Genomic DNA, 24,107 nt, shown 5'->3' with positions numbered 1-24,107 from the left:
TTTCTTTAGTTAAGCGCTCTTGTGGAATGTTCTGTTTATTACCTCAAGTTTTTGTTCTTTAGTTAGCCTATTGAAATGTACCGCATAACCTGAAACTCTGATTGTTAATGTTGGATACTTTTCCGGATTTTCCATAGCGTCGATAAGTAAGCTTCTATCCATTACATTTATATTTAAATGGAATGCATTTTGCTCAAAATATCCGTCCATTATTCCAACCAGATTATCAATCCTCTCCTCAATGCTGTTCCCCAGTGCTGATGGAATAATTGAAAATGTATTGGAGATACCATCTTGGCAAATTCCACCGTATGGTAGTTTCGCTACGGAATTGAGCGATGCCAATGCACCCGAACTATCTCTTCCATGCATTGGATTGGCACCCGGAGCAAATGGTTCTCCTTTCTTTCTTCCATCCGGTGTTGAACCTGTTTTCTTTCCATATACCACATTTGACGTGATAGTTAAAATCGATAGCGTGTGCTCTGCATTTCTATAGGCTGGAGTTTTCTTTAACTCATTGCTGAATTTAGTCACTATATCAACTGCTATTTCATCCACCCTATCATCATCATTACCGTATTTAGGAAAATCCCCTTCTATTTCAAAGTCAACTGCTATGCCGTTTTCATCTCTAATCGGTCTTACCTTTGCGTATTTTATTGCACTTAGGGAATCAGCCACTATTGAAATTCCCGCTGCGCCAAATGCCATATATCTATGAACCTCTGAATCATGTAAAGCCATTTGACCTTTTTCATACGCATATTTATCATGCATATAATGAATTGTGTTCATTGTATTTACATAAAGAGCTGCTAACTCCTTCATTACTTTTTCATAGTTTTCCATAACTTTATCATAATTTAAGACTTCATCATCAATTCTTTCTATATCATCAAATAGCTTTATCAATTTCCCATCTTTAGCTCTCTTTAATTCATCTACACTACCGTTGATTGCATATAACAGCGCTTTAGCGAGGTTTGCCCTAGCACCGAAAAACTGCATATCTTTTCCTACTCTCATGGCCGAAACACAACATGCTATGGCATAGTCATCACCGTATATTGGTCTCATCAAATCATCATTTTCGTATTGAATTGAGTCGGTTTCAATAGACATCTTTGCACAATATTTTTTAAAATCTTCCGGTAATTTTATTGACCAAAGAATTGTCATATTTGGTTCCGGGGCAGAAGTTAGATTTGTTAATGAATGTAAAAATCTAAAAGACGTTTTAGTAACCAATGTTCTGCCATCTTCACCCATTCCGCCAATGGATTCAGTTATCCAATTAGGATCTCCGGCAAATAATTCATCATACTCCGGTGTTCTTAAGTGCCTTACCATTCTCAACTTAATAATAAATTGATCGATTAACTCCTGTGCCTCTTCTTCTGTCAATGTTTTATTTGCCAAATCCCTTTCAATATAAATATCAATAAATGCGGTGTTTCTCCCCAATGACATAGCAGCACCGTTGTTCTCTTTTACAGCAGCCAAATAACCGAAATATAAGTATTGAATAGCATCTTTGGCATTTTTTGCAGGAGATGAAATATCATACCCATATGATAATGCCATTGCCTTGATTTCATCAAGAGCTCTGATTTGTTCCGAGATTTCTTCTCTATGTCTTATTAATTCTTCAGTTGCATTTCCTTTTAAGTTATTTAAATCCTTTTTCTTATTCGCAATTAGAAAATCAATACCATATAGGGGAATTCTTCTATAATCACCTATGATTCTTCCCCTTCCATATGCATCAGGAAGACCTGTTAACAACCCTACTGTTCTCGCTGTTCTCATTTCTTGTGTATATGCGTCGAATACGCCTTGATTATGAGTCTTTCTAAATTCGTTAAAATTTGATTCCAATTCGGTATCCATCTTATATCCATAAGCATTTAGGGATGCCTCCACCATTCTATATCCACCGTAAGGATTTACAATCCTCTTTAAAGGTTTATCTGCCTGATAACCTACAATCAGTTCATTTTCCTTATCTAGATATCCCGGCATAAAATTATTAATTCCGGAAAATCTTGTGGTATCGATCTCCACATTCCCGGTTTTTATTTCTTCTTTAATTATTTCGTCCGCTTTTTCCCATAGGTCTTTAGTCCTACTAGTCGGATTTGCTAAAAATTCTTCACTTCCTTCATAGGGTCTATAATTAAGCTGTATAAAATTTCTTACATCCACTTCTTCAACCCATTGACCTTTAATAAAATTGTCCCATTGCATCTAAATCACCTTTCTTCTTAATCTGTTAATTTAATTATAATTTCTAGCAGCCTTTTATGCAGTGATTTAAATCACAGTTTTTAAACAATTCAAAATTGAAAAGACAAATCACAATTCACAATTCACAGTTCACAAATCACAATTCACAGTTCACAATCGACCCTTGGGTCGTCCTGCCGTGTACCCTTTGTAGTCTAAGGGTGAGCCGGACAGGATTAACCTAACTATCGAAGGATCTCCGGTTTTAAGATAGTGAAGAGTGAAGAACTAAAAGCGAAGAGTTGTTGGGGTCGAGCTTTGGGGTCTTAAAAAGAAAAAATAAAGTTAAAAGGCCTGGAAAACAATCCATTTAAAGGAAGATGATATATCTGTTAATTAAATGGCTAATATTCTTTTAATTACAAATAATAATACCATATTAAACTGAAGGTGAATAAATATGGGTAAATTTGAAACCACATATGATGGCTTTTTAAAACTATCATTTTCTGCAATGAATCCTATAAAAAAAGTTATAATAAATACTCATTGCAAAGTGCATATATTCATCAATGCACACGCTATCATCATCTTAAAAACCGATAAATATTTACCTCAATATAGATTCTTTAACAACTATCTAAATGATATAAACGAAGGAAGTGTTTGGGCAGACCAAGACTTTAAAAGTTCGAATCATTTCTATAATCCATATAAAAAAAGAGGCATGTATGGTAGAAAAAGCGCAATGGACTTAGGAGTAGAATACTATAACAATGCTTCAGATCTTTGGAATAAAGGAAAATTCAATGAGTCAATGTTTTATCTGGGTGCATCCTTGCACATCATACAAGATATGACGGTACCTCAACACGCCAATATTAGGCTTTTAAATAATCATAGGCAATATGAAAATTTTATAAAACAAACTTATAGCCTGATGGAAGAATATAACGTCAAAAACGGAGCATATCTTTTAACCTCCATCGAGGATTATATAGAATTTAATGCAAGAGTTGCAATTAGAATTTATAAAAAGTTTAAAAACATAAAAGATGATTCCACAAGATTTTATAAAATTGCTAGATGCGGCATTTCCTTAGCCGAAAGAACTACTGCCGGGGCAATGGTTATGTTCTATAAGGATGTGATAAATGAAAACCTCAATTAGGAAAGGATGAATTGTATGCAAAATAGAAAAATGAAAGATAATTTATCAATCAAAACAATATCTGCACCAGGAAATATTGTGACACAATCTAATATTGTTGGAAATGCCGGGACTGGGGCTTTTTGTGTATACAACAATGAACGTCATGCAGTAGGCACAAAAATCAAAAATGAAGACGGTAGAGAATACCTATGCAGTCAGGATGGCTCATGGCAAGTAATTAATGAGGAGGGGAATTAAATGTCTAAAAGAAAATTAGTAGTACCTGAGGCAAGGCAGGCTTTTGAAGAATATAAGTTGGAAATCGCCAATGAATTTGGAGTAGATGACCCAAGAAATTTAGCTTCAAAACATACAGGTATGATCGTACGTCATTTAGTTGCTGACGGTGAGAAACAAATTATGAAAGAAAAAGGACAAAATCCAGAGGATTAATATCCTCTGGATTTTTAAAATTTTCTTCCGCCACCACCATGAGTCCTTCCGCCGGATGATGTATGAGTCGAACTTCTTCCTGCTGATGAACCCCCTGAGCTACTACTAGGCTTGGGTATATGCCTTGTTGTTACAAAGCTATTAATCAGTCTGTCATTATTAGTCGTTAAGTTCACTATGCTATTTGTTTTATATGAATATGGATTGTCACGTTTCGGAGTTCTATATCTGGCTTTAGTGATTCCATAAAATATTCCTCCTGCTGCAATTCCACCTACAAGGCTTATTACAATATCCATTGTAGTTAGTTTATTTATTTTTTTGACTTGTTCCGGTTCGTTATATTGTCCTTGTTGTATTCCCAGCTCAAGATATTTTCTTGTTCCCTTCAAAAATCCACCAGCAGCACCATAATAATCCCCAGCGATAAGTCCATTATCAAATACCATATCAAGTATTGATTCAATTCTTATATCTGTTAAATATCTTATCCCGATTCCTGATGTGGAAATATATGCCTCTCTGTTGTCCATATCGATTAGAAACAATATCCCATCATAATCACCGCCTACTCCAAATCCTCCATTGTCAAAAAAATCATCCGCATAGTCTCTTGATGATTTCCCCTGGGCATCATTTGTAGTAACGATTACTATATCCATATTATACTCAGTTGATAGATTGTTCACTTCCGCTTCAAGACTTTCCATTTCTGAAGATGAAAAAAGATTTGCATCATCATATACCAATTGTCTATCAGCAAATGAAATATTCGGTATTATTAAGGTAATCATCAGCATAATGAGTAAAAGCTTAGTTTCTCTTACCATATAAACATACCTCCTAACAATAGGACAACTGAAGTTATCGCAAAAATCATTCCAAAGGCTTTATTCAATTTTGAACTGCTTATAGGTAATTCTCCGAAAGACTTCCCTGTCTGCCCATTTACAGCATACACATAGGTCTTGTTATTATATCTATAGGTCAAAACCCATGCCGGCAGCAGGGTATAATTCCACTTGTTTAAATCTATGTTTACATTGTTTTTGATGTTGTTTACTCTATCATATCCGCTCACCAATTCATTGACTAAATAAGAATAATAGCGATCCAACTGATTTTTTATTAGAGGCATAGCTTCTTCTCTACTTATATCATAGTTTTGGGCAAAGAATCCTGACAGATATGGCATTGTAAATGGTATTGCATCCTTTTCATTAAAGGGAGATATGCCATTTAATAAATTCCTGTCAATTTTGGTAAAGGCTAACTCAGAAACATTGTTTATATCTATTTGCCCTTGTCTTACTATTTCATATTTCTTAGTTTCCGTGTATTCTGTCTGTCCAACTCTCCAAACACGTATATTTCTTCCCTCCGCTAAATAATCGATATTTACCTTGGAATCTACCCACCAATAAGGCAGATACATCCCTGTTATTTTTTCCAGTTGAGATTTATCTTTAAAGTCATTTGGAACAAAGCGCTTGTTCCCTGCCCATTTCATAAAAAGATCTTCCGCTTTCTTTTTATCTATAGAAAAGGGGATTATTTTGTTTGGTAAAAAGTCCCCCTCCAGCCTATCAGAAATGATCACAGGATTATGGCAATAATAACAAAATGTCGCTGTTGTCGTTTCATCTGTTACAACCTTCGCCCCACAGGATTTACATTCATATGAATTTAGTTTTCTGGACTTGATTTCTTCAGTCTGCTTCTTTATTTCCTCTTCCGTATATTCACTTAAACAATAATCGCATTTAAACTTTCCTAAATCAGGTTTATATTCAATCCCTGCTCCACAGCTCGGACATTTATAAATAGTTACGGCCATTTTTATTCACCCTTTAATAATTAGAATTTATGCCCGCATTCCGGACAGAATTTGGGAGTTTCGCCCGTTGGCTTATATCCGCAATTAGGACATTGATTAGATGTTGGTCTTTTATTGCCGCACTCTGTACAAAAATTGCCCGTATTTTTAACTCCGCACTCGGGACAGAACCATTGATTTTTTGGAGCTTCTTGGGATTTATTAGCCCTTTGTTCCTCAATTTGTTTTTGATTTGACCTTGATGCCTCACCCATAAACGCTCCGGCACCTTGCATGCCAATTCCCATTCCTAAAAATGCCCCGGTACTTCCTTCGGGATTTGACCCTGCTGCCTCTAACCCTCTGGCAATGGAACCTTGAACATATCCTTCTCTCACAGACGGATCTCCAAGCATAGCTCCTTTGTTTCTCATATTGATTAGTTCCTTGGATTCATCGTCATAGGAAATACTTGAGATACCTACAGCTTGAATTTCAAAGCCCCTCATCTCCTTCCAATCTTCATCGAGAATATGTGCCATGTATTGGCTTAACTCTCTGCCTTTTGATGCGACATGAGAAATTCTAATGCCATCTACAGACATTTGGTTCATTGCGGATTGAAGCGCCTCCAAAAACTCTGATAGATATTGCTCGTTTATGTCTTGGATTTCTACCTTATCCTTATTTCTTGGAACAGCTTCCATGAAAAACAATAATGGATCTGTAATTTTTATGGAATAATTCCCAAAAGTTCGTAAAAATAATTCTGCATTATAGTAATTATCAAAATAATTTAGAGGATTTGGAGTTCCAAACTTTATTCCCTTTATCTCTTGCAAATTTATATAGTATGCCTTTTGTTTCGTTGGGGTTACCCCTCCGTATTTAAAACGTCCGAAAGATTCCTTTAGTGCATCCTTAAATGGTCCATTGAATAATGAAGGTAATGTTGAATTCTCTACTTGATAATACCCTTCTTCCGCTGTATAATCTACAATTTTCCCCCCATCAACCAGCATCATGAATTGATTTGGGTATACATGTATTATGGAACCGTTAGAAATTGTATCTTGAGTACCTTTTTTATTTGAGCCTCTTCTATCATCACGTCTTACCTTAATCCCGGATGTTAAAACAGTATTATCCCCCATGTCGTTTGGCTCTATTACCTCCAGCCATTGATCAGCAAGAGAACCTCCTATTGAACTACTTATAGCTTTTATTAAACCCATGAGAATACCTCCTTAAAGTTAAATTATTCTTAAACAATATATTTAATACCCTGATTGTTATTATACAATATGTTTTTATTAAAATGCCATATGCTAAAAAATAAGGCGAGGATCTTCCCGCCTTATTTAATATACTACCTTGCATATCACTCCGCACGCAATTCTCGTTCCGGAGTTTCCAGCTGGCTGAGTGCGATAATCATCCGGATTTTCATGGATAATAACTGATTTACAAATTACATCCTCAGGCTTGAATTTATCTGTAAAAAAGGTCATATTTGCATATCCACCATTTGAGAATAATACCGGAAAATCTCCTGCATGATTTCCATGGGGCTGATTTGTCGGATTCCAGTGCCCGCCTGCAGACTCAAACGGATTGTCGGGATCGGTTATTTTACACGATCCGTTTTCATGTATATGAAAACCATGCGGTCCAATAGGTTGATTGTTTGGTGTTTGAGATGCCGGAACATAATTGGGTAAACCCCAAACAGTAACTTCTACATCTGTTCCACCCGGTGCATCATAGAATTTTACAAGTCCTCTAATATTGGGATACATATTGCTGCCACTAAGTCTTGCAATAGCCATAGGTTTTTTATTTTCACACATTTTCATTCCTCCTCAGTACATAATATGACGGAGAAACTTATATGTTATATTGAAAATCTGTTATATTGAAACCTTATCTAATTCTAATAGATTATATTGTTTGATTAAATTCATCAGCTTGATTGGATATTGAGAATCCGTTGCATATCCTGCTCTTCGAAGCGCCCAAGCTCCTTGAGTGCTATCATACATTACATCTCTTAGAATTTGATATCTATCTTTTTTCAAGAATTCCTTATGGTCTTCCCAGCTTTCGTTCACCGATTTATATGCTCTAAAATCTGCATCTATTCTAAATTTGATTCCATCATATTCCTCCCAAGTATTAGATGTTACCGAGCCATTGGGACCTGACCCCTTTATGCCAAATAGATTGTTAGAAAGCTTCCCGGTATATTTATCTGTCGGAACGCTTTGCCCCCAGCCTGTTTCAAGGATCGACTGCGCAGTTTGTAATGCTGCGGACATCCCGGTCTTTTTCCATGATTTAACGGCTAATCCCGATGCTATCCCCAAGAACTTATCTTTTTCTATAACAGGTTGCGGTCCATAGATTTTTCCTAAATAAATTTTAAATGGTATTTCTTCACCCTTTATTGTATTTCCAGCAAAAGTACCTTCCACCTGTATCTTCCAATCACCTGAGGTGGTCGGTGTATAGGTATATTCAGCTGAAGGATCTTGATTTGTTGCTATAGGTATTCTAGCTCCTGTATTTGGATTTATAAGAACATAATTCACGCTTGTTAGTTTCACATTGTTAATTGTCTTTAGTTTAACAGGCTCTGTTAATACCTGTTTTGGTCCTATGCCGCTTAAGATAAGTTTAGGAGTTGATAGAATGTTAACCGATATCGGTTGGCTTTCATAATAAGCGCCTTTGCCATCTCTTACCCTAACAAAAACTTCTTTATTACCTGCTAAATCAGGTTCCGGAAACCAAGTATAATTTCCATAGGGAATAGTTGCTATGACTTGTTCATTTCCATTCGTACTGTCCCTTAATATATATTGTGTTTCACTAACTGAAAAATTCCTCGAAGCAAGCAACGATACCGGTTTATCTATTATTCCATTGGACGGAATTCCTGTCAATGTAAGCTTTCTTGCTATATCCGCTTTAAAAAATACTGCAGGCGATTCATGAGGATTTCCGTTTTCATCATAAGCTATTGCCTTTACAGAATAATTTCCGCTATCCTCCATATCCGGTGCCCAATTATAAGAGCCAAATGGATCTGATTCATCAGTTAAAGTAGCTTTTGGCTTGTCTATATTAGTGATTTCATATTTTACAAAAGTAGGAACAAAATTAGTATCGATTCCAAATCCTACTGTACTGTCAATTATCTGATCGTTGCTAATGCCGGTCAATTGTACACTAGGTACTACATTCACATTTATCTCTAGTGCATCCCCTGCGGTAAAATTACCGTTACCATCATATATTGCAGCAACCAATACTTTTTCTCCATTATCATTTACATATGGTATATATTGATACTGAGATGTTAAATCAGTACCCCTAGATATTACCTTCCCTGTAACAGTCTTTGGATCGAGCAAAAGGTATTTTATTTCTGCCGCCCCATTTAGATTCGTATTCCCGGTAGAAATTTGCAGGCTTGTTTTTCCGGTTATTGCTTGTCCATTATCGATATTCAAGAATTTAACATCAAAGAAAGGTTCAAACGTTGAGATTATGTTTGAATCTACCCTTACAATTCTATTTGCATTATCCCATTCAACGCTAATTCCCAAAAGATTCCCTACAAGACGTAAGGGCACATAAGTTCTATCATTAATTATCTTTGGAGGAACATCAACTAAAGTATATATTTTTCCCTCTTGATTAATCTCAATTAAATGACTGTCTATCTTCAAAACAACCTGCATATCTCCTTTTGTGATTTTTACAGATCTTTCGGCATTGTTCCATTCGACTTCTCCGTCCAATTGTTCTGTAATTACTCGAATCGGAACCAATGTCCTGTCGTTCTCAATTACCGGAGCAGCATTTTGAGTAAAGTCTTTCCCATCAATAACTAATCTAATCTGACTAGCAGCTATTGTATTTGGACTTAGATATTGAGGAAAAGTGAGCATTATTGCCAATATCAGTAGAACTATCTTATTTAATGCCTTATACTTATTTGCCATAGCATATCTTTCTCCTTTTTTCGTATTTTGACTATAAGTTATTATAGCATTAAAATATTACAAAATAATTACAAATAAAAATAAAAAAATCATTAGGTAATTAGTGAAGCATCACCAATTACCTAATGATCCTTATTTTGGTGCGGAACTTATTTCCCTATCCAGTCTCCGATCCATTTCCTTATCCTTTTGTCGTTTCCAAGAGTGCAGTATCAACGCAAGTGTAACTACTCCATATGAAACGAACATACGGAAATATTCACCAATCATTGCTTGACCTGTAATATATTTACCGGCTACAGGCATTACCAAAAACATTAAATGGAAAAGTGCAGTCCCTATTATAGCATTGGATATTGTAGCTTTTGCCACAGTAGCTCCTCCAACCAATAGTGACGCTGCAGCAAACAATGCAGCTTGGTCTGCTCCATTATATGTGTTAAGAGTACCTATATTCTGTAGATAAATGATTTGCCCATAACATGCCAATACGGTGGAAATGATGATGGATTGAATACGAGTTTTTTCTACATCTATACCAGCAGATCCTGAAACTGACATATCTTGCCCTACAGCTCTCATATCATGACCTAATTTAGTATTTTTAAACCAAACGGTAAACAAGCAAATTAAGCCTATTATTAGAAATGTTCCAACCGGAATATTTACTCCGCCAATTTTTATTAACAGCAGACTATCAAAACCCTTTGCTGTAATCAAATTTAAAGCATTACGAACTCCATAACCCCTCGAAAGCAATAACCCAGGATTCTTAAACGGTATAACAGAACCGCATAAATACAAAAGGAAGAACTGATAGATGCCTGATATAAATAGACCTAACATCATGGATGTAATCATCTCTCGTCCTTTGGCTCTATTTAAAACCTTGCCTCCAAAATATCCAAGCAATATTGCAATTGGGGTTGAAACTATGGCAGCTAGGATAAGACCGGGCGCTCCTTTTATACCCCAGTCATTTATGAATATAAGCCCTATTTGCCCTGCCATTGCACCTAATGTCATACCGAAATTGATACCCATTCCTGCCATAATAGGCAAAAGCAATGACAATACCAAAAAAGAATTTCTTACCAAACGAGTTACAATTTGATCCGCTAAATAAACTCCTGTAAATTTTGAAATCGGAATTGCAATTAAGCTAATAATCAGGAACATCAAAGGTACAACACTACCGGTCAATAGTCGATTTAATTTTTTTCTATCAAAATTTTTCATTTCTTCTATTTCCCCTTCCTTGTAAGTGCATATACTATCATTCCATTTGATACAACAATACGAATTATTTCAGATACATCAATATTGATTGCACTATTGATAACAGATGGAGTCATAGTTAAAATGCCTTGGAACAATATTGTCCCTATGATTACATTGGTTATGCTTGCTTTGTTTACAGAAGCTCCACCTAATAGAATTGCTGCGACCGATGGAAAGGCAAATGCAGACGGCGCATTGTACATTTGAATGAATCCAAAGCTCTGCTCATACACTATCATTCCTACAGCTGCAATCATTGTGGAAAGCATTACTGAAATTGTACGCATTTTATCAATGCTTATTCCTGAAGCTCTTGCATAATCCGGATTAGATCCTACCGCTGTAATTGCAGTACCTGTTTTAGTCTTAAAAAATGCCCATACAAACAATGCCATTATTGCAAATACCAAAATCATTCCTACCGGAATTGATAGATATTTTGTTATGTCTATCTTTAAAAAGTTGTTAAATATATTAAACCAATAATCTTCTACACTGATAGTAACACGCAGTCCTTCGCCTTTAAATCCTTGAACACTTGCAGGGTTCTTAAATGGTAATACAAGCCACATCATGTTCATAAAAAATACGAATGAAAATCCTACATATGTAGCGATTATCATTTCGTCACCTTTTACCCTATTTAAAAGCAATCCATATAAAAATCCGAACAATGCTGCAAATGCAACTCCTATTACCATTGCAACCAATATACCTGAAAGACCCGTTAAATTGAACTCAATACTTATCACGGCTCCAAGCATACCTGCGACTAAGCCAACAGGAATTCCAAAATTTAAGCCACATCCTGATTGTATCATCGGAATCATTGAAAGTACCATAATGGCATTCATACCAAAACGGACGATAACATCATGTATAGAAGTATCTACTCTTACTCCAAAAATAGGAGCTACTATAAATAGCGAAAGTAGAAATATAGCAATAATTATACGTGGCCATCCTATATTTTTAACAAATCCCTTAACTTCAGCCATTATTTTTCACCTTCTTCTTTTGTGTGTATCCCTGACATCAACAGCCCAAATTTTTCTACCGGAGCATCAGGAGGAAGAATACCAAAGATTTTCCCTTCACAGACAATAGCTACTCTATCGCTAATCGATCTTAATTCTTCCAATTCAGAAGAAATGATTACAATTGTTGTATTGTTTTCTTCATTATATTTTTCAAGTGCATTCAGAACTAGCCTTTTAGCACCTATATCTATACCTCTTGTAGGCTCTGAAACAAATAACAATCTTGGGTTCATAGCAAATGCTTTGGCCAGACACACCTTTTGTTGATTTCCTCCGGAGAGATTACGTGCCAGCTGCTTTTCATTAATACAACGAATTTCAAGTTCATCAATATATTTATCCGCACATTCTTTCATAGCCTTATCATCACGGAACTTTATAAGCCCTCCAAGATAAGGTTTTATAAATCTTTCTTGAATTTGCATAGCATTAAAGGTAATATTCCAATCAATAGATTCATCCAACAAAAGTCCTACACCTCTACGGTCTTCAGATACGAAAGAAATACCATTTTTTTGTGCTTCTAAGGTGTTATTTAGCGGAAGGGATTTTCCTTCGAAAATAATCTCTCCGCCTGAAGGGAACAAACCCATGATTCCATTTGGAATTCCTAACTTCCCTTGTCCGGCAAGTCCGCCTATACCGAGAATTTCACCTTGATGTATCTTTAGTGATACATCCTTCACTGTTTCTCCCGGCATATCGACCCAAAGATTTTTAACCTCCATAATGATTTCTTTGTTTTCTATTTTATCAACTTTACTAGTCTTTATATTTTCAGTATCTACATCTCTACCTACCATCCACTTGGCTACTTGCCCTATGTCAACACCTTCCGCCGGTGTTTCTACTACTACTTGCCCATCTCGTAGAACTACTATCTTATCTGAGACCTCTGTAATCTCGCGTAGTCTATGAGATATAAATATAATTGACACTCCCATATCAGCTAATCTTCTCATAGATTTTAGTAAAATATCTGCCTCAGTCTCTGTTAGAACCGCTGTGGGCTCATCCAATATGATAAGCTTAACCTTCTCACGATTTATCTCTCGGGCAATTTCTATAAATTGTTTATGTCCTACCGGCATTTCTGATACTAAACTTTGAGAATCCAATTGTACTCCCAATTTATCTATTGCACTCCGGGCACTTTCATGGATACTAGGTAAATCAATTGTATCTAATCTTTTACCTAATACTTTTGAAATTACGCTTTGTTGAGTTTTTTCCATATTTAAAAGTATATTTTCTGCTACAGTAAACCCCGGTATAAGCGAAAATTCTTGATGCACCATACCAATTCCTGCATTTAATGCATCCACCGGATCTTTAAAATTTACCTTTTTGCCGTCAAAATAGATTTCTCCTTCGTAACCACCTGTTTCAACAATTACATTCATGCCAAATAGGATATTCATAAGAGTGGACTTACCAGCTCCATTTTCACCAACTAAACCAACTATTTTTCCTTTATCTACCGTAAAATTTATGTCTTTTAAAACGCGGTTGCCATCATATTCTTTCCCGACATTTTTTATTTCTAGTAATGCCTCTGTCTCGGACATAGATTCACCTCCAAATGTCTATTCATATATATGGAACGGTCTCTATACGGGACCGTTCCATAAAGTATCTATATCTTACTTAATATCTTACTTAAGATTTCTATATTTTTCAGGAACCTCTACACTAGTATTCCCTAGATAACCTTCACCAAATACATAAGTATCTTGGTATACCATAACATGATTTTTTATTTCATTGCCGCTTACCTGATCTAGATATAAAGAACCATTCCATTCAGCACCCGGTGTGAATTCACTAAATGCCTTTAATACATCCTCAAGATTATCTTTTTCCATGGTGCCTTCAACTACATTTTTACCATATTCAGCTAAAGCTTGAGTAGCAGTATATCCATAGGAATAAGCCCAAGTTCCCATTCTGTGAGCTCCACCTTTTTCTACTACAGTTTCTTCTACTTTCTTTAGAATTGCTTCCCAATCTCCTGCTTCTTCTTTTAATTCAATACCAAATGCGCCAGGGTAACCCATAATTGGTGATGGTAAATCCGGTTCAACAAATATTGCTCCCAATTCAGCAACTTTCTTTAACAGAGGTTCTGTTTGAGCATCATTTGTAGCAAAGAATGCTGTATCCTTACCATATTTTTCAACCCATGCCGGCATTTTTTCCAAGATAAATTGTTGTGCTCCAGGAATACCCACATCGCTCATTGGATCCGGAGCTGTTTCTTGAACAAATGTAAGTCCTAAGTCTTTACAAGCTTCTTCAATAATGTTTCTTCTCAATGACAATAATTCAATACTCATATGTCTTGGGAATGAAATATGAACAAAAGTCTTAGCACCCATCTTCTTAGCAGCCAATACCATTAAATATCCACGATTAATATTATCCGGATCTACTACTAGATCTGCAGCTTCTTCGATCATAGCCGTATCTTCTTGTGAAGAGTTAGCTAAAAGTATAATATCAGGTCTTCTTTCTCTGATTTCATGGAAAGCCGCTGAAGTTCCAGGAACTGCTTGATTTACAACAATTACCTTCATATCAGGGTCATCAGCCAATCCTACAATTTGTGCTATAGTTGTTTCTGCTTCCTGCATAAAATTATCCGGATAAGTAACATGTTTGATCATGCCACCTTGATCTGCGTCTCCATATTTTTCTATCATTGCCTCTGCACCACGCAATTCATCTTCGCCTTGTGATACAGTACCGGTAACAATACCTATATGCATTTTACCTTCGCCGTCCGCTCCGTCAGTTGCCGGTGCTTCGACATCTCCATTAGTCTGGGGAGCTTCGCCTTGAGTACATGCTACAAGACTTATTACCATCATTATACTTAGTACAATTAATAATGATTTCTTAAACATAATTTTCCTCCTTTTTACACAGCTCTACTTTTAATTTCTTAATACTTTAGAAATTTTAAAAATCATATGAGCAGCTAACAAATGATTTGAAATTTCAGAAAGTATTATATTTATTTTTATCTACTATACCCTTATACTGCATTAATGTCAATAGCTTTTAACTTCTAATCTATGACAAATTTTACGTAATTTGCTCATATTTTGTTGATTTTCTAATTGGGAACGTTTATTGAATGAAAATAATTGTGTATCGCCTTAGCTCCCAAATGCCTAATTATTTAGCTTTATAGCAAATTTAAAAAGAATAGTTACAAAAAAGTTACAATTTAATATTGAATTTTAAATTGTACTTAACCAAACCATAACTTGGCCTTTCCCTTTTAGAATTTGATGAAAGTAAAATTTTGTGTTATACTAAAAAATGTGTTTAAGCTAATAGTTGAATAAATGAATTGCATGCTTAATTCTTTTTAAGAAACGGGGGAACCAATCAATGGGGTTAATCCAATGAGGAGGGGTGCCCTTTACCCTAACCCGGCAGCTAACCTCGTAGGCATTTAAAGGGGGTCATATTGTACTGATTTCAGGACTATGGAACTCCATAGTCTTTTTTATGTTTTTTTGAGGAAGATAAATATGACAAAATTTAAATGTATGTTATATGCTTTTCATTGGTAAAATAAATGAAAAGAAGGTGGTTATATGAAAAAAATTATTAGTTTTGTTTTAATAATCATAATTTTAACTTCTTCTATAGGTTATTCTGAAGGAGCGACGAAGGAGATAAAATTTGCTGATGCCGGATGGGACAGCAACAAATTCCATAATGCTGTTGCCGGCTTAATAATTGAACAAGTATATGGTTATCAATGGAGTGAAGTCCCGGGTTCAACTACAGTATTGCACGAAGGACTATTAAAGGGTGAAATAGATGTCCATATGGAAGTGTGGACCAGCAATATAGCCTCATATGAAAATGATGTAAAAGAAGACAAGTTTAAAGATTTGGGCTTAAATTTTGGTGACAATTATCAAGGATTTTACGTTCCAAGGTATGTTATTGACAAATATGCTCCTGATTTAAAGTATGTCTGGGATTTGAAAAAATATCCCGATATTTTCCCGGATGATGAGTATCCTGATAAAGGAAGAGTATATGGAGCTATTCCCGGGTGGGAAGTAGATGAAATAATGCATAATAAATATCTATATTATGGACTTGATGAGAATTTCATCTATTTCAGACCGGGATCAGATGCTGCATTAGCTTCAGCCATCACATCAGCATATGAAAAAGAAGAGCCTGTTGTCGCTTATTATTGGGAGCCGACTTGGCTTATGGGAAAATATGATTTTGTATTATTGGAGGATGAGCCTTTTGATGAATCCACTTATAAAGAAGGAAAAACAGAGTTACCGCCTGTCCCGGTTACAGTAGGTGTAAGCAATGATTTCTATGATGAAGAACCGGAAATAGTGGAATTTTTAACAAAATATGAAACATCAAGCGCATTAACGTCTGAAGCGCTTGCTTATATGCAGGATTATGATGCTGATTATAATGACACGGCTATATGGTTTTTAAAAGAACACGACGAATTAATCGATAAATGGTTAAATCCTGATGAAGCCGAAATCATAAGATCCTACTTAAATGAAGGGACAGAATCTAAAGCTAAAGGCATACTGGATTTCCCCATACGAATACCATTAAACGTAAATAGTATAGATAATATTGTGAGGGATTTTAGCATAAAATATGATTCCTTCTTCAATAGCATCAGAGTTTTCTTGGGAAAATTGGTAAATGGAATAAATGCTGTATTAAATTTCATTCCGTGGTTTATAACCTTGATAATTGTATTTTTAGCAGGTTGGAAATTGAGTGGTAAAATTACTACAGGAATTATATACTCAGTATTATTATTCCTTATAGGTTCATTAGGGCTTTGGTCATTAATGAACGAAACATTGTCAATAGTTATTGCATCAGTAATAATTTCTTTATCTTTAGGATTTCCTTTGGGAATTCTTATATCTACTAGTGACAGAGCCAATGCAATTGTTCGTCCTATTCTTGATACAATGCAGACCATGCCTGTATTTGTATATCTAATCCCAGCTTTACTGTTCTTTGGACTGGGAAAGCCTCCGGCAGTAATAGCAACTACAATTTATGCTATTGTACCTATTATTCGGCTAACCAGTCATGGTATAAGGCAAATTGATAAAGAAGTTGTAGAAGCGTCGATTGCATTCGGATCTACCAAATGGCAATCATTAATCAAGGTACAAGTACCCCAGGCACTACCTACTATTATGACAGGAGTAAACCAAACCTTAATGATGGCTATGTCCATGGTTGTAACAACATCTATGATTGGTGCAACAGGATTGGGAATGGAAGTCTTAATAGGAGTAAACAGAGTTGAAATTGGCAGAGGATTAATTTCCGGAACTGCAATTGTTATAATAGCCGTAATTCTAGATAGAATAACTCAAGGATTTGTAAAAGGTAGCGAGGTGAAAGCTGATGAACAATAATGATACTATATTGACTGTTCAAAATCTATCGAAACTGTATGGTGCAGAAAAAAACAGAGCAATTAAATTGAAAAAAGCCAATGCAAATAAGGATGAAATTTATGTTAAAACCGGAGTTACCGTAGCCATTTGGGATATATCTCTAGAGATTAAAAAGGGTGAAATCTTTGTAATCATAGGACTCTCAGGCTCAGGTAAATCCACTTTGGTAAGATGCTTCAATATGCTAAATAAACCTACCTCCGGTCATGTATTATACGATGGAAAAGACATAGGAAATTTTAACAAACATGAATTAAACGATTATAGAAGAAATAAAATCTCCATGGTATTTCAAAACTTTGGGCTGATGTCCCACAGAGATATATTGGGAAATGTTGAGTACGGTCTGGAAGTAAAAGGCATGTCAAAAGCTGAAAGGCATGAAAAGGCTATGGAAATGATAAACATGGTAGGATTGAAAGGATTGGAAAACGAGCCTATCTCATCTCTTTCAGGGGGAATGATGCAAAGAGTCGGTATAGCGAGAGCGTTGGCGAATGATCCTGAAATTTTGCTTATGGATGAACCATTCTCTGCCTTAGACCCGTTGGTAAGAAAGGATATGCAATTTGAGCTACTAAAAATCCAAAGTAAGTTGGATAAAACTATAGTTTTTATAACCCATGATATAAATGAAGCATTTAAATTGGGAGATAAGGTTGCTATTATGAAAGACGGAGAATTAATACAGATAGCAACACCCGAAGAGATGAGCGATCATCCGGAAAATAATTATGTTAAACAATTTATAGACAGTGCGGATAAGACTCAAGTTATAAGTGTGAGCAATGTAATGATTACTCCAAATAGCATAGTTAGACTAAAGGATAATCCAAGCTACGCTATCAATCAGATGAGAAGCAATGGAGTTTCAAGTGCTTATGTTGTAGCTGAAAAAATGAAACTGCAGGGCGTGGTGACAATAGATGATGCAGTTCGAGCCAATAAAGAAGGATTGACCATCGCTGATATCCTTATAAGAGATATAAATACAACCACACCTGATACTTTGCTCCATGATATATTGCCAATTGCAGCGGAAACAAAATTTCCGATTGCAGTAATAGGCGATGACGGAAGCCTTAAGGGAATAGTATCCAAAGCACATGTATTATCTTCTATGATTTAACTTAAAGGCAGCGGATATATCCGCTGTCTTAAAAAATTGGAAAAAATAAGTTACAAAATAGTTACAATTTTCTCTTCCATTTTAGATTAATTTGTTGTATTATTATTAAGTAACAACTTACAAAAAGCAAAGGAGGATGTTACTTTGACTATAAAAGTAAATACTACAAGAAGAAAAATAATCTCTATTGCCTTAGCAGGGATGTTAACTATTGGGACAAGCCCCAGTTTTGCAGCTTTGGGTGATGAAGTTCTAAAAGAAGGTATGCAAAATAATGATATAAAGGTACTTCAACAATGCCTAAAGGATTTAGGTTACTTTAAAAATGAAGATACTACTACATATTATGGAGATATAACTAAAAAAGCAGTTATGGACTTCCAACAGAATAAAGGATTGGATGTAGATGGAGTATTTGGACCTAATTCGTACAAAACTTTGATAAATGCTACATCATCACCGTCTCGAAGCGATGAAGGTAGACGCAGCAAAACAATTTCTATAATTAGCACTGCTAAGAAATACTTGAAAGTTCCTTATGTATTTGGTGGTACAAGTGCATCTGGCTTTGACTGTTCGGGATATACAAGTTTTGTTTACTCACAAAATGGCATATCACTTCCCAGAACATCACAAGATCAAGCCCAAGCAGGTACCAAGATAGAAAAGGCAAATGTACAAATAGGCGACTTATTGATTTTTAGCAATACATACAAATCGGGTCCAAGCCATGCCGGAATTTATTTAGGAAATAATCAGTTTATACATGCAAGCTCTACAGGAAAGGGCGTTATTATCTCTGAATTAGATAATTATTATAATAACCACCTTTCATACGGAAGAAGAGTCTATTAAAAAAATTTATCCGATAGCTTAAAATTACAAGCTATCGGATAAGTCAACACATTCTACTTCATTTTTTTATATCTTTCTATATTGCCTTCACTTAGAAATTCGTAAGCATCATTAATCTTTTGAAATATCTTTGTTGCATCAGGGGATTTGTTTAAATCCGGATGATTTTCCTTAGCTTTCTTTCTATAAGCTAATTTTACTTTGTAAATATCCGTATCATAATCTAAACCCAACAAATCACAACTTTCTTCGTACTTTTTCTTGAATTCATCAGTAGGATTATAATATGTCTGACCCTGCTGATAGCCTCCATAGGAGTAGCCTCCGGTGTTTTGAGTGTTTTGATATTCATGCCATTGTCTGAACTTTTCTTCCCATTGCTTTTGTTGTTCTTCCTGTCTTCGTTCTTGTTCTTTTCTCCACTTTTCCTCTTCCATTCTTCGATATTTATTGCCATATTCGTTGAATGATTTGTACTTGCCTTTCTTTCCTTCTTTTAAATATCTTGCCCTATCAAATAGATATTCAGTTACAATATATTTTGCATATTTAAGAAAAGAAACAAACTTTGTTCCAAGAAAAGGAATTATAATAAGCATGGATATTATTAAAAGTATTGCAGGATTAAATAAAAGGGATGGCCCCAGAAGGAAAAAAAATAAACAGCCTCCCGCACTTATTAGTCCTAGTATCCCCCTTCCTACGCTAACTACAAATGATACAATAAAACCTGTAACTCCAATAATTATATCCAATACAACAGATATGATTTTGCCTATACCATATAGAATGTTTCCCAGAATTTTCCTTAACATTTCCATAATTAACCTCGCCTTTTTAAAAATAGCTTGTAACAATTCACGCGTCAGAGTTAACAATTGACCCTTGAATCATCCCATTTAACTTTTTTTATAAAATTTATGATTGCATTTTGAACACGTAACTAAGATTTTGCCCTTTCCTTTTGGTACACGTAACTTTTGTTTACAATTTGGACATTTAATATATTTATGAGTTTTTCGATCCTTGATGCGATTTTTAAGGCCTAAGTACTTCTTGTAAATAGGGCTAAAAGCCATTGAAAACTTATAATTCTCCATACTCCTTTTGGATATATCCTTTGAAAACATTCTAAAAATACTTATCACCAAAGGTATGTAGCTAAGCACAGCTATAAAGGTTATTTTAGATAACCCGCCTATTAATGACAAAATAATAGAAAGTACTAATAAAGCTAATGATAACTGATCTCCACCATATCGTCCCTGCATAAACTTCTTTAACCAATTCATAACAAATTCTCCTAACTATATTTTCTATCAAATAAAATTAATCTAACCTATTAAGAAAGATTATAACACATCAATACTTATTTACATTATAATAGACTTTGGACGTTATGACTACTAGAAATTTGCTTATTTAAAAATGGTAATGGCATATATTGCTAGCCATTACCAGATCTATTGTTTGCTTTTATATTAAATATTCATATATTAATAGGGATTAGCCAATATTCTATATTTATCTGGGCTGGATAAAAAATCTTCATACAATGGTCCATCAATAGTAAACGGTTGATCCCAAGGAATTGAATCTGCGTCGCAAATTGTTATTTTCTCTATAGGTAAATAATTATGATTCCAATCTAACCTGATGCCACCCTTACTATCTTTAAACATTAAAACAGGTGCCCCCTTTCTTTCTTTTAAAAGGCTATAATCTCCACCGGATACATTTGATATGATATCACTAAATATAAAAGGTTCGCTGCCTGTATTTATAGTTAAATGGTAGTATTCCTTTGGAACAATAAATCGATCTCCTGGTTTTACATTCACAATTATTACTTCAAATCCTTTATTACTCGGCAAAAATAAAAGAAACACACCTTTTCCATGTATTACCTCCATAAACTCCATTATACTTTTATCTGGATCTGTTTTAGCATAATGGATATGCCCATGAGCCTTTAGAAATTCTCCTCCTATTAATTTCGGCAATAATACAGTATACTCATACTTTAATCTGTAATTATCAAATAATTCTTTATGTTCAGGATAACAAACTCCATTAATCATATAGTATAAAGGTTCATCTTCAAAATCGGGATTCAAATCCCTGAATAGTGTATTCATATCAGACAACATTCTTACTGCTTCTTCCTCTATAATTAAATCTCTGTCGCAAACTAATTTGTTAACTTTATCATTATACTTTACTTTTAATATGGAATTTGGAAATGATAAGTCAATTAACATTGTATAGCCTCCTTATTTTTCATATAAATTATTTATTATAGTGCTCTAGTGATCTGTTTTGAATTAATTACCATGGCTCCATTCCGCTCCTATTAAGCCTAAAGAATAAATTTATCAATAACTTCTTTAACCCCATCGTAATTGTTGGAATTTTGGGTTATATAATCAGCATATTGGTTCGTTCTAACCCATTATCTTTACTAACACCTCTTTCCATAATATCAATGGAATATTGATTCGAAAATTGTACACGTAAAAAAACCGGATTGGGATCATTTTAAGATTACCAACCATACCTATCACTATCCCAATCTTTAATTATTAAATCTTGGTTTACAAAAACAATCTTGTTATTCTGAACATCTTTTTGTATTACTGCTCCAGGAGCTAGAGCACAATTACTTCCAATTTTAACCCCCGGATAAAAAATATTTCCTATTCCAGTCCTAGTATTATCTCCGAGAAAAGCAGCATTGCTAAATCTATTGTTATATACTTTGTTTCCCACACGATTTGGATTTTCTAAATCATCAAATCTCATAATAGCAACCTGACAGCCTGCTGCAATATCAGTACCTCTTCCGACAACACCAAATATTTGGCTATGGTGAACCATAGAAACCCTATCAAATGTCACACCTGATATTTCAGCCGTAAATCCAATCTTATTGTGATTCCCAATTACGGTATTAGAGAGTATTTTACAATAATCATTTATTATAGAGTCATGACCAATAACACAATTTTCTTCAATTATTACTCCATTTTCGATAATTGTATTATCTCCTATAAAGCAATTACCTTTTATAAGGACGTTGTCTCCAATTATAGAATTATCTCCAATATACAATTTCCCATTTATCTTTGCCTTATCACTTATATGAACGTTTATACCGATTTTATTTTCCTCTAATTTACCTACTTCTTCAATGCAATATTTCTCATTTGCAAATAATATATCCCAAGGAAAGTCCATATCGACAATCGGTCTGTTTACATAAACAGCACTAATCTCCTTATGGTCTTCAATAGCATTCATTATACATTGTTCTAAAAAGAATTCAGTTGGCGGCATCCCACCTACAGGTACATTTAAGAATGTTTCGGGGCAATACCTAATATACTCACTCAAACTATTTTCTATAGCAAAGACACCACCTATTCTTGAATTTACATAATGCTCTCTAGGATGTCCATATATACTTCTTATAATTCCATCTTTTTCATTTGCACAGATATAATCGCTATATCTAAAGTTATTATTCTTTTTTTCTAACAATATGCAACTTCCCTGATTTATAAATGTTAATAATAAATTGTTTATATCCTCATCGGAAACATATACATCTCCATAATAAATTATGGCATCTTTATCACCAATACCATTATAAATATCATTTCTAATCGTATTGGGTGATGTTTTAACAATTTTTACCTTTTTATAATCTCTAAGATTATAGGTTACTTGAGTATCCAGATAATCGACTAATACAACCGTATCTTCTATCCCCGCCTTCTCTAGTTGATCGATTATTCTAATTATATTTGGTACATTCCCTATAGTAAGACATGATTTTTGCCATTTTGAGTTATATGGAAAGATTTTATCTCCCTTCCCACCGGCCAATATAATTGCTCTTAGTTTATCTTTATTTCCAATATCCATAGTATTTGTCAAATAGTTCATCATTATATTTATCAGCTCCATCAACATTTGAACTCATGAAAACAGGTGGTTTTATCCCTTCTTTAACCAATTTATCTATTACTGCAACTATAATAGCTTGTGCTATTGCAGTCCCAACAGTATCTGATGTTGGACCAGTTGGTATATCAAATCCGTCAATATAGAAAGCTGCATCACCTTTTTCAGCACAATTATCAATTACAATATCAGCTATCTCATAAATCTTTTTTCCACTTTCATGTCTTGAAGCAACTTGAGTTGAATGTTTAAGCGATGTTAAGGCAATAACACTTGCACCCTTTTCCTTTGCATATAGGCACATTTCAACCGGAACATTATTTCTACCAGAATTGGATATAACCATGATAGTATCATTTTCATCAATTTTATATAAATCTAGAATCGCCTTTGAATAACCATCTAACCTTTCTAAATAGGTACTTTTATTGGGCATTTCATGCAGCATCAATTCAGGCGGCAATATTCCTTTTACATACGCCAATCCTCCTGCTCGAATATAAATCTCTTCTGCAATCATATGGGAATGTCCGGAACCAAATACATAAAAGCGACCATCCTTTTTACAAGATTCTGCTACAAGTTCAGCTGCTTTGTCTATATTTTCAGTTTCTTTTTCCTGTACTTCTTCAAACTTTGACATTACGAAATCTAAATATTTTTTTGTTATCAAGTTAAATCCC

General features: G+C 34.7%; 21 protein-coding genes and 1 riboswitch. Of the genes, 6 read left to right on the top strand and 15 right to left on the bottom strand.

The window, feature by feature from the left end:
- Window positions 1-9 precede the first annotated feature (9 nt).
- Window positions 10-2,250 (bottom strand): formate C-acetyltransferase, encoded by a 2,241-nt coding sequence (gene pflB, locus H8707_RS06495; protein WP_262429317.1) that lies wholly within the window; start codon window positions 2,248-2,250, stop codon window positions 10-12.
- A gap of 439 nt (window positions 2,251-2,689) precedes the next feature.
- On the opposite strand from pflB, the gene H8707_RS06490 reads away from it, so the two are divergent.
- The 3 genes from H8707_RS06490 to H8707_RS06480 are packed head-to-tail and all read left to right on the top strand — an operon-like array spanning window position 2,690 to window position 3,835.
- On the top strand, window positions 2,690-3,400 hold the full coding sequence (locus tag H8707_RS06490; protein WP_262429316.1) for a zinc dependent phospholipase C family protein: 711 nt from the start codon (window positions 2,690-2,692) through the stop codon (window positions 3,398-3,400).
- 30 nt (window positions 3,401-3,430) lie between these two features.
- A complete protein-coding gene (locus H8707_RS06485; protein WP_262429315.1) occupies window positions 3,431-3,640 on the top strand; it encodes a hypothetical protein in 210 nt (69 codons plus the stop codon).
- On the top strand, window positions 3,641-3,835 hold the full coding sequence (locus tag H8707_RS06480) for an alpha/beta-type small acid-soluble spore protein (RefSeq protein WP_262429314.1): 195 nt from the start codon (window positions 3,641-3,643) through the stop codon (window positions 3,833-3,835). It abuts the gene before it with no gap.
- Window positions 3,836-3,849: 14 nt separating this feature from the next.
- On the opposite strand, the gene H8707_RS06475 is transcribed toward H8707_RS06480, so the two are convergent.
- The 9 genes from H8707_RS06475 to H8707_RS06435 all read right to left on the bottom strand — a co-directional run bounded on the left by H8707_RS06475 (window position 3,850) and on the right by H8707_RS06435 (window position 14,888).
- A complete protein-coding gene (locus H8707_RS06475) occupies window positions 3,850-4,665 on the bottom strand; it encodes a TPM domain-containing protein (RefSeq protein WP_262429313.1) in 816 nt (271 codons plus the stop codon).
- Entirely contained in the window at window positions 4,659-5,672 is a 1,014-nt protein-coding gene (locus H8707_RS06470; protein WP_262429312.1) for a hypothetical protein, read from the bottom strand. The genes H8707_RS06475 and H8707_RS06470 overlap by 7 nt, the downstream gene beginning before the upstream one ends.
- Window positions 5,673-5,692: 20 nt before the next feature.
- Window positions 5,693-6,886 carry an SPFH domain-containing protein gene (locus tag H8707_RS06465; RefSeq protein ID WP_262429311.1) on the bottom strand — a complete coding sequence of 398 codons (1,194 nt, stop codon included), beginning with the start codon at window positions 6,884-6,886 and terminating at the stop codon, window positions 5,693-5,695.
- 126 nt (window positions 6,887-7,012) lie between these two features.
- Window positions 7,013-7,501 (bottom strand): superoxide dismutase family protein, encoded by a 489-nt coding sequence (locus tag H8707_RS06460; protein WP_262429310.1) that lies wholly within the window; start codon window positions 7,499-7,501, stop codon window positions 7,013-7,015.
- 60 nt (window positions 7,502-7,561) lie between these two features.
- Window positions 7,562-9,661 carry a stalk domain-containing protein gene (locus H8707_RS06455; RefSeq protein ID WP_262429309.1) on the bottom strand — a complete coding sequence of 700 codons (2,100 nt, stop codon included), beginning with the start codon at window positions 9,659-9,661 and terminating at the stop codon, window positions 7,562-7,564.
- Window positions 9,662-9,793: 132 nt separating this feature from the next.
- Entirely contained in the window at window positions 9,794-10,900 is a 1,107-nt protein-coding gene (locus H8707_RS06450; protein WP_262429308.1) for an ABC transporter permease subunit, read from the bottom strand.
- 5 nt (window positions 10,901-10,905) lie between these two features.
- Entirely contained in the window at window positions 10,906-11,940 is a 1,035-nt protein-coding gene (locus tag H8707_RS06445; protein ID WP_262429307.1) for an ABC transporter permease subunit, read from the bottom strand.
- Entirely contained in the window at window positions 11,940-13,550 is a 1,611-nt protein-coding gene (locus H8707_RS06440; protein WP_262429306.1) for a sugar ABC transporter ATP-binding protein, read from the bottom strand. Before H8707_RS06440 ends, H8707_RS06445 begins: the two co-directional genes overlap by 1 nt.
- A gap of 87 nt (window positions 13,551-13,637) precedes the next feature.
- Window positions 13,638-14,888, bottom strand: coding sequence for a DUF3798 domain-containing protein (locus H8707_RS06435; protein ID WP_262429305.1), 1,251 nt, complete (start codon window positions 14,886-14,888; stop codon window positions 13,638-13,640).
- A 447-nt stretch (window positions 14,889-15,335) separates the two neighbouring features.
- A riboswitch (cyclic di-AMP (ydaO/yuaA leader) is annotated at window positions 15,336-15,459 on the top strand.
- A 131-nt stretch (window positions 15,460-15,590) separates the two neighbouring features.
- Here H8707_RS06435 and H8707_RS06430 point away from each other — a divergent pair.
- The 3 genes from H8707_RS06430 (at window position 15,591) to H8707_RS06420 (ending at window position 19,458) form a co-directional block, all read left to right on the top strand.
- Window positions 15,591-17,432 carry a glycine betaine ABC transporter substrate-binding protein gene (locus tag H8707_RS06430; protein WP_262429304.1) on the top strand — a complete coding sequence of 614 codons (1,842 nt, stop codon included), beginning with the start codon at window positions 15,591-15,593 and terminating at the stop codon, window positions 17,430-17,432.
- Window positions 17,422-18,603, top strand: coding sequence for a quaternary amine ABC transporter ATP-binding protein (locus H8707_RS06425; protein WP_262429303.1), 1,182 nt, complete (start codon window positions 17,422-17,424; stop codon window positions 18,601-18,603). The genes H8707_RS06430 and H8707_RS06425 overlap by 11 nt, the downstream gene beginning before the upstream one ends.
- A gap of 144 nt (window positions 18,604-18,747) precedes the next feature.
- Window positions 18,748-19,458 (top strand): C40 family peptidase, encoded by a 711-nt coding sequence (locus H8707_RS06420; protein ID WP_262429302.1) that lies wholly within the window; start codon window positions 18,748-18,750, stop codon window positions 19,456-19,458.
- A gap of 53 nt (window positions 19,459-19,511) precedes the next feature.
- On the opposite strand, the gene H8707_RS06415 is transcribed toward H8707_RS06420, so the two are convergent.
- The 5 genes from H8707_RS06415 to H8707_RS06395 all read right to left on the bottom strand — a co-directional run bounded on the left by H8707_RS06415 (window position 19,512) and on the right by H8707_RS06395 (window position 24,097).
- On the bottom strand, window positions 19,512-20,279 hold the full coding sequence (locus H8707_RS06415) for a J domain-containing protein (protein ID WP_262429301.1): 768 nt from the start codon (window positions 20,277-20,279) through the stop codon (window positions 19,512-19,514).
- Between the two features lie 78 nt (window positions 20,280-20,357).
- Complete coding sequence (locus H8707_RS06410; RefSeq protein ID WP_262429300.1) at window positions 20,358-20,750, bottom strand: zinc-ribbon domain-containing protein; 393 nt, start codon at window positions 20,748-20,750, stop codon at window positions 20,358-20,360.
- Window positions 20,751-20,954: 204 nt separating this feature from the next.
- Window positions 20,955-21,719, bottom strand: coding sequence for a glucose-6-phosphate isomerase family protein (locus H8707_RS06405; RefSeq protein WP_262429299.1), 765 nt, complete (start codon window positions 21,717-21,719; stop codon window positions 20,955-20,957).
- 283 nt (window positions 21,720-22,002) lie between these two features.
- Window positions 22,003-23,406: a sugar phosphate nucleotidyltransferase gene (locus H8707_RS06400; protein WP_262429298.1), complete on the bottom strand. Its 1,404-nt coding sequence runs from the start codon at window positions 23,404-23,406 to the stop codon at window positions 22,003-22,005.
- Entirely contained in the window at window positions 23,369-24,097 is a 729-nt protein-coding gene (locus H8707_RS06395) for an SIS domain-containing protein (protein WP_262429297.1), read from the bottom strand. The genes H8707_RS06400 and H8707_RS06395 overlap by 38 nt, the downstream gene beginning before the upstream one ends.
- Window positions 24,098-24,107: the final 10 nt, after the last annotated feature.

Origin of the sequence: Paratissierella segnis, from assembly GCF_014385195.1 — a bacterium.
Classification (GTDB): Bacteria; Bacillota; Clostridia; order Tissierellales; family Tissierellaceae; genus Paratissierella; species Paratissierella segnis.
Note: the sequence above shows the minus strand (reverse complement) of the source record. Positions and strands in the feature narration are given on the sequence as shown.

Excerpts from the sequence above, each read along its gene's own strand:
- pflB (WP_262429317.1), bottom strand. The coding sequence starts at position 2,250 with ATGCAATGGGACAATTTTATTAAAGGTCAATGGGTTGAAGAAGTGGAT.
- H8707_RS06490 (WP_262429316.1), top strand. The coding sequence starts at position 2,690 with ATGGGTAAATTTGAAACCACATATGATGGCTTTTTAAAACTATCATTT.
- H8707_RS06485 (WP_262429315.1), top strand. The coding sequence starts at position 3,431 with ATGAAAGATAATTTATCAATCAAAACAATATCTGCACCAGGAAATATT.
- H8707_RS06480 (WP_262429314.1), top strand. The coding sequence starts at position 3,641 with ATGTCTAAAAGAAAATTAGTAGTACCTGAGGCAAGGCAGGCTTTTGAA.
- H8707_RS06475 (WP_262429313.1), bottom strand. The coding sequence starts at position 4,665 with ATGGTAAGAGAAACTAAGCTTTTACTCATTATGCTGATGATTACCTTA.
- H8707_RS06470 (WP_262429312.1), bottom strand. The coding sequence starts at position 5,672 with ATGGCCGTAACTATTTATAAATGTCCGAGCTGTGGAGCAGGGATTGAA.
- H8707_RS06465 (WP_262429311.1), bottom strand. The coding sequence starts at position 6,886 with ATGGGTTTAATAAAAGCTATAAGTAGTTCAATAGGAGGTTCTCTTGCT.
- H8707_RS06460 (WP_262429310.1), bottom strand. The coding sequence starts at position 7,501 with ATGTGTGAAAATAAAAAACCTATGGCTATTGCAAGACTTAGTGGCAGC.
- H8707_RS06455 (WP_262429309.1), bottom strand. The coding sequence starts at position 9,661 with ATGGCAAATAAGTATAAGGCATTAAATAAGATAGTTCTACTGATATTG.
- H8707_RS06450 (WP_262429308.1), bottom strand. The coding sequence starts at position 10,900 with ATGAAAAATTTTGATAGAAAAAAATTAAATCGACTATTGACCGGTAGT.
- H8707_RS06445 (WP_262429307.1), bottom strand. The coding sequence starts at position 11,940 with ATGGCTGAAGTTAAGGGATTTGTTAAAAATATAGGATGGCCACGTATA.
- H8707_RS06440 (WP_262429306.1), bottom strand. The coding sequence starts at position 13,550 with ATGTCCGAGACAGAGGCATTACTAGAAATAAAAAATGTCGGGAAAGAA.
- H8707_RS06435 (WP_262429305.1), bottom strand. The coding sequence starts at position 14,888 with ATGTTTAAGAAATCATTATTAATTGTACTAAGTATAATGATGGTAATA.
- H8707_RS06430 (WP_262429304.1), top strand. The coding sequence starts at position 15,591 with ATGAAAAAAATTATTAGTTTTGTTTTAATAATCATAATTTTAACTTCT.
- H8707_RS06425 (WP_262429303.1), top strand. The coding sequence starts at position 17,422 with ATGAACAATAATGATACTATATTGACTGTTCAAAATCTATCGAAACTG.
- H8707_RS06415 (WP_262429301.1), bottom strand. The coding sequence starts at position 20,279 with ATGGAAATGTTAAGGAAAATTCTGGGAAACATTCTATATGGTATAGGC.
- H8707_RS06410 (WP_262429300.1), bottom strand. The coding sequence starts at position 20,750 with ATGAATTGGTTAAAGAAGTTTATGCAGGGACGATATGGTGGAGATCAG.
- H8707_RS06405 (WP_262429299.1), bottom strand. The coding sequence starts at position 21,719 with ATGTTAATTGACTTATCATTTCCAAATTCCATATTAAAAGTAAAGTAT.
- H8707_RS06400 (WP_262429298.1), bottom strand. The coding sequence starts at position 23,406 with ATGAACTATTTGACAAATACTATGGATATTGGAAATAAAGATAAACTA.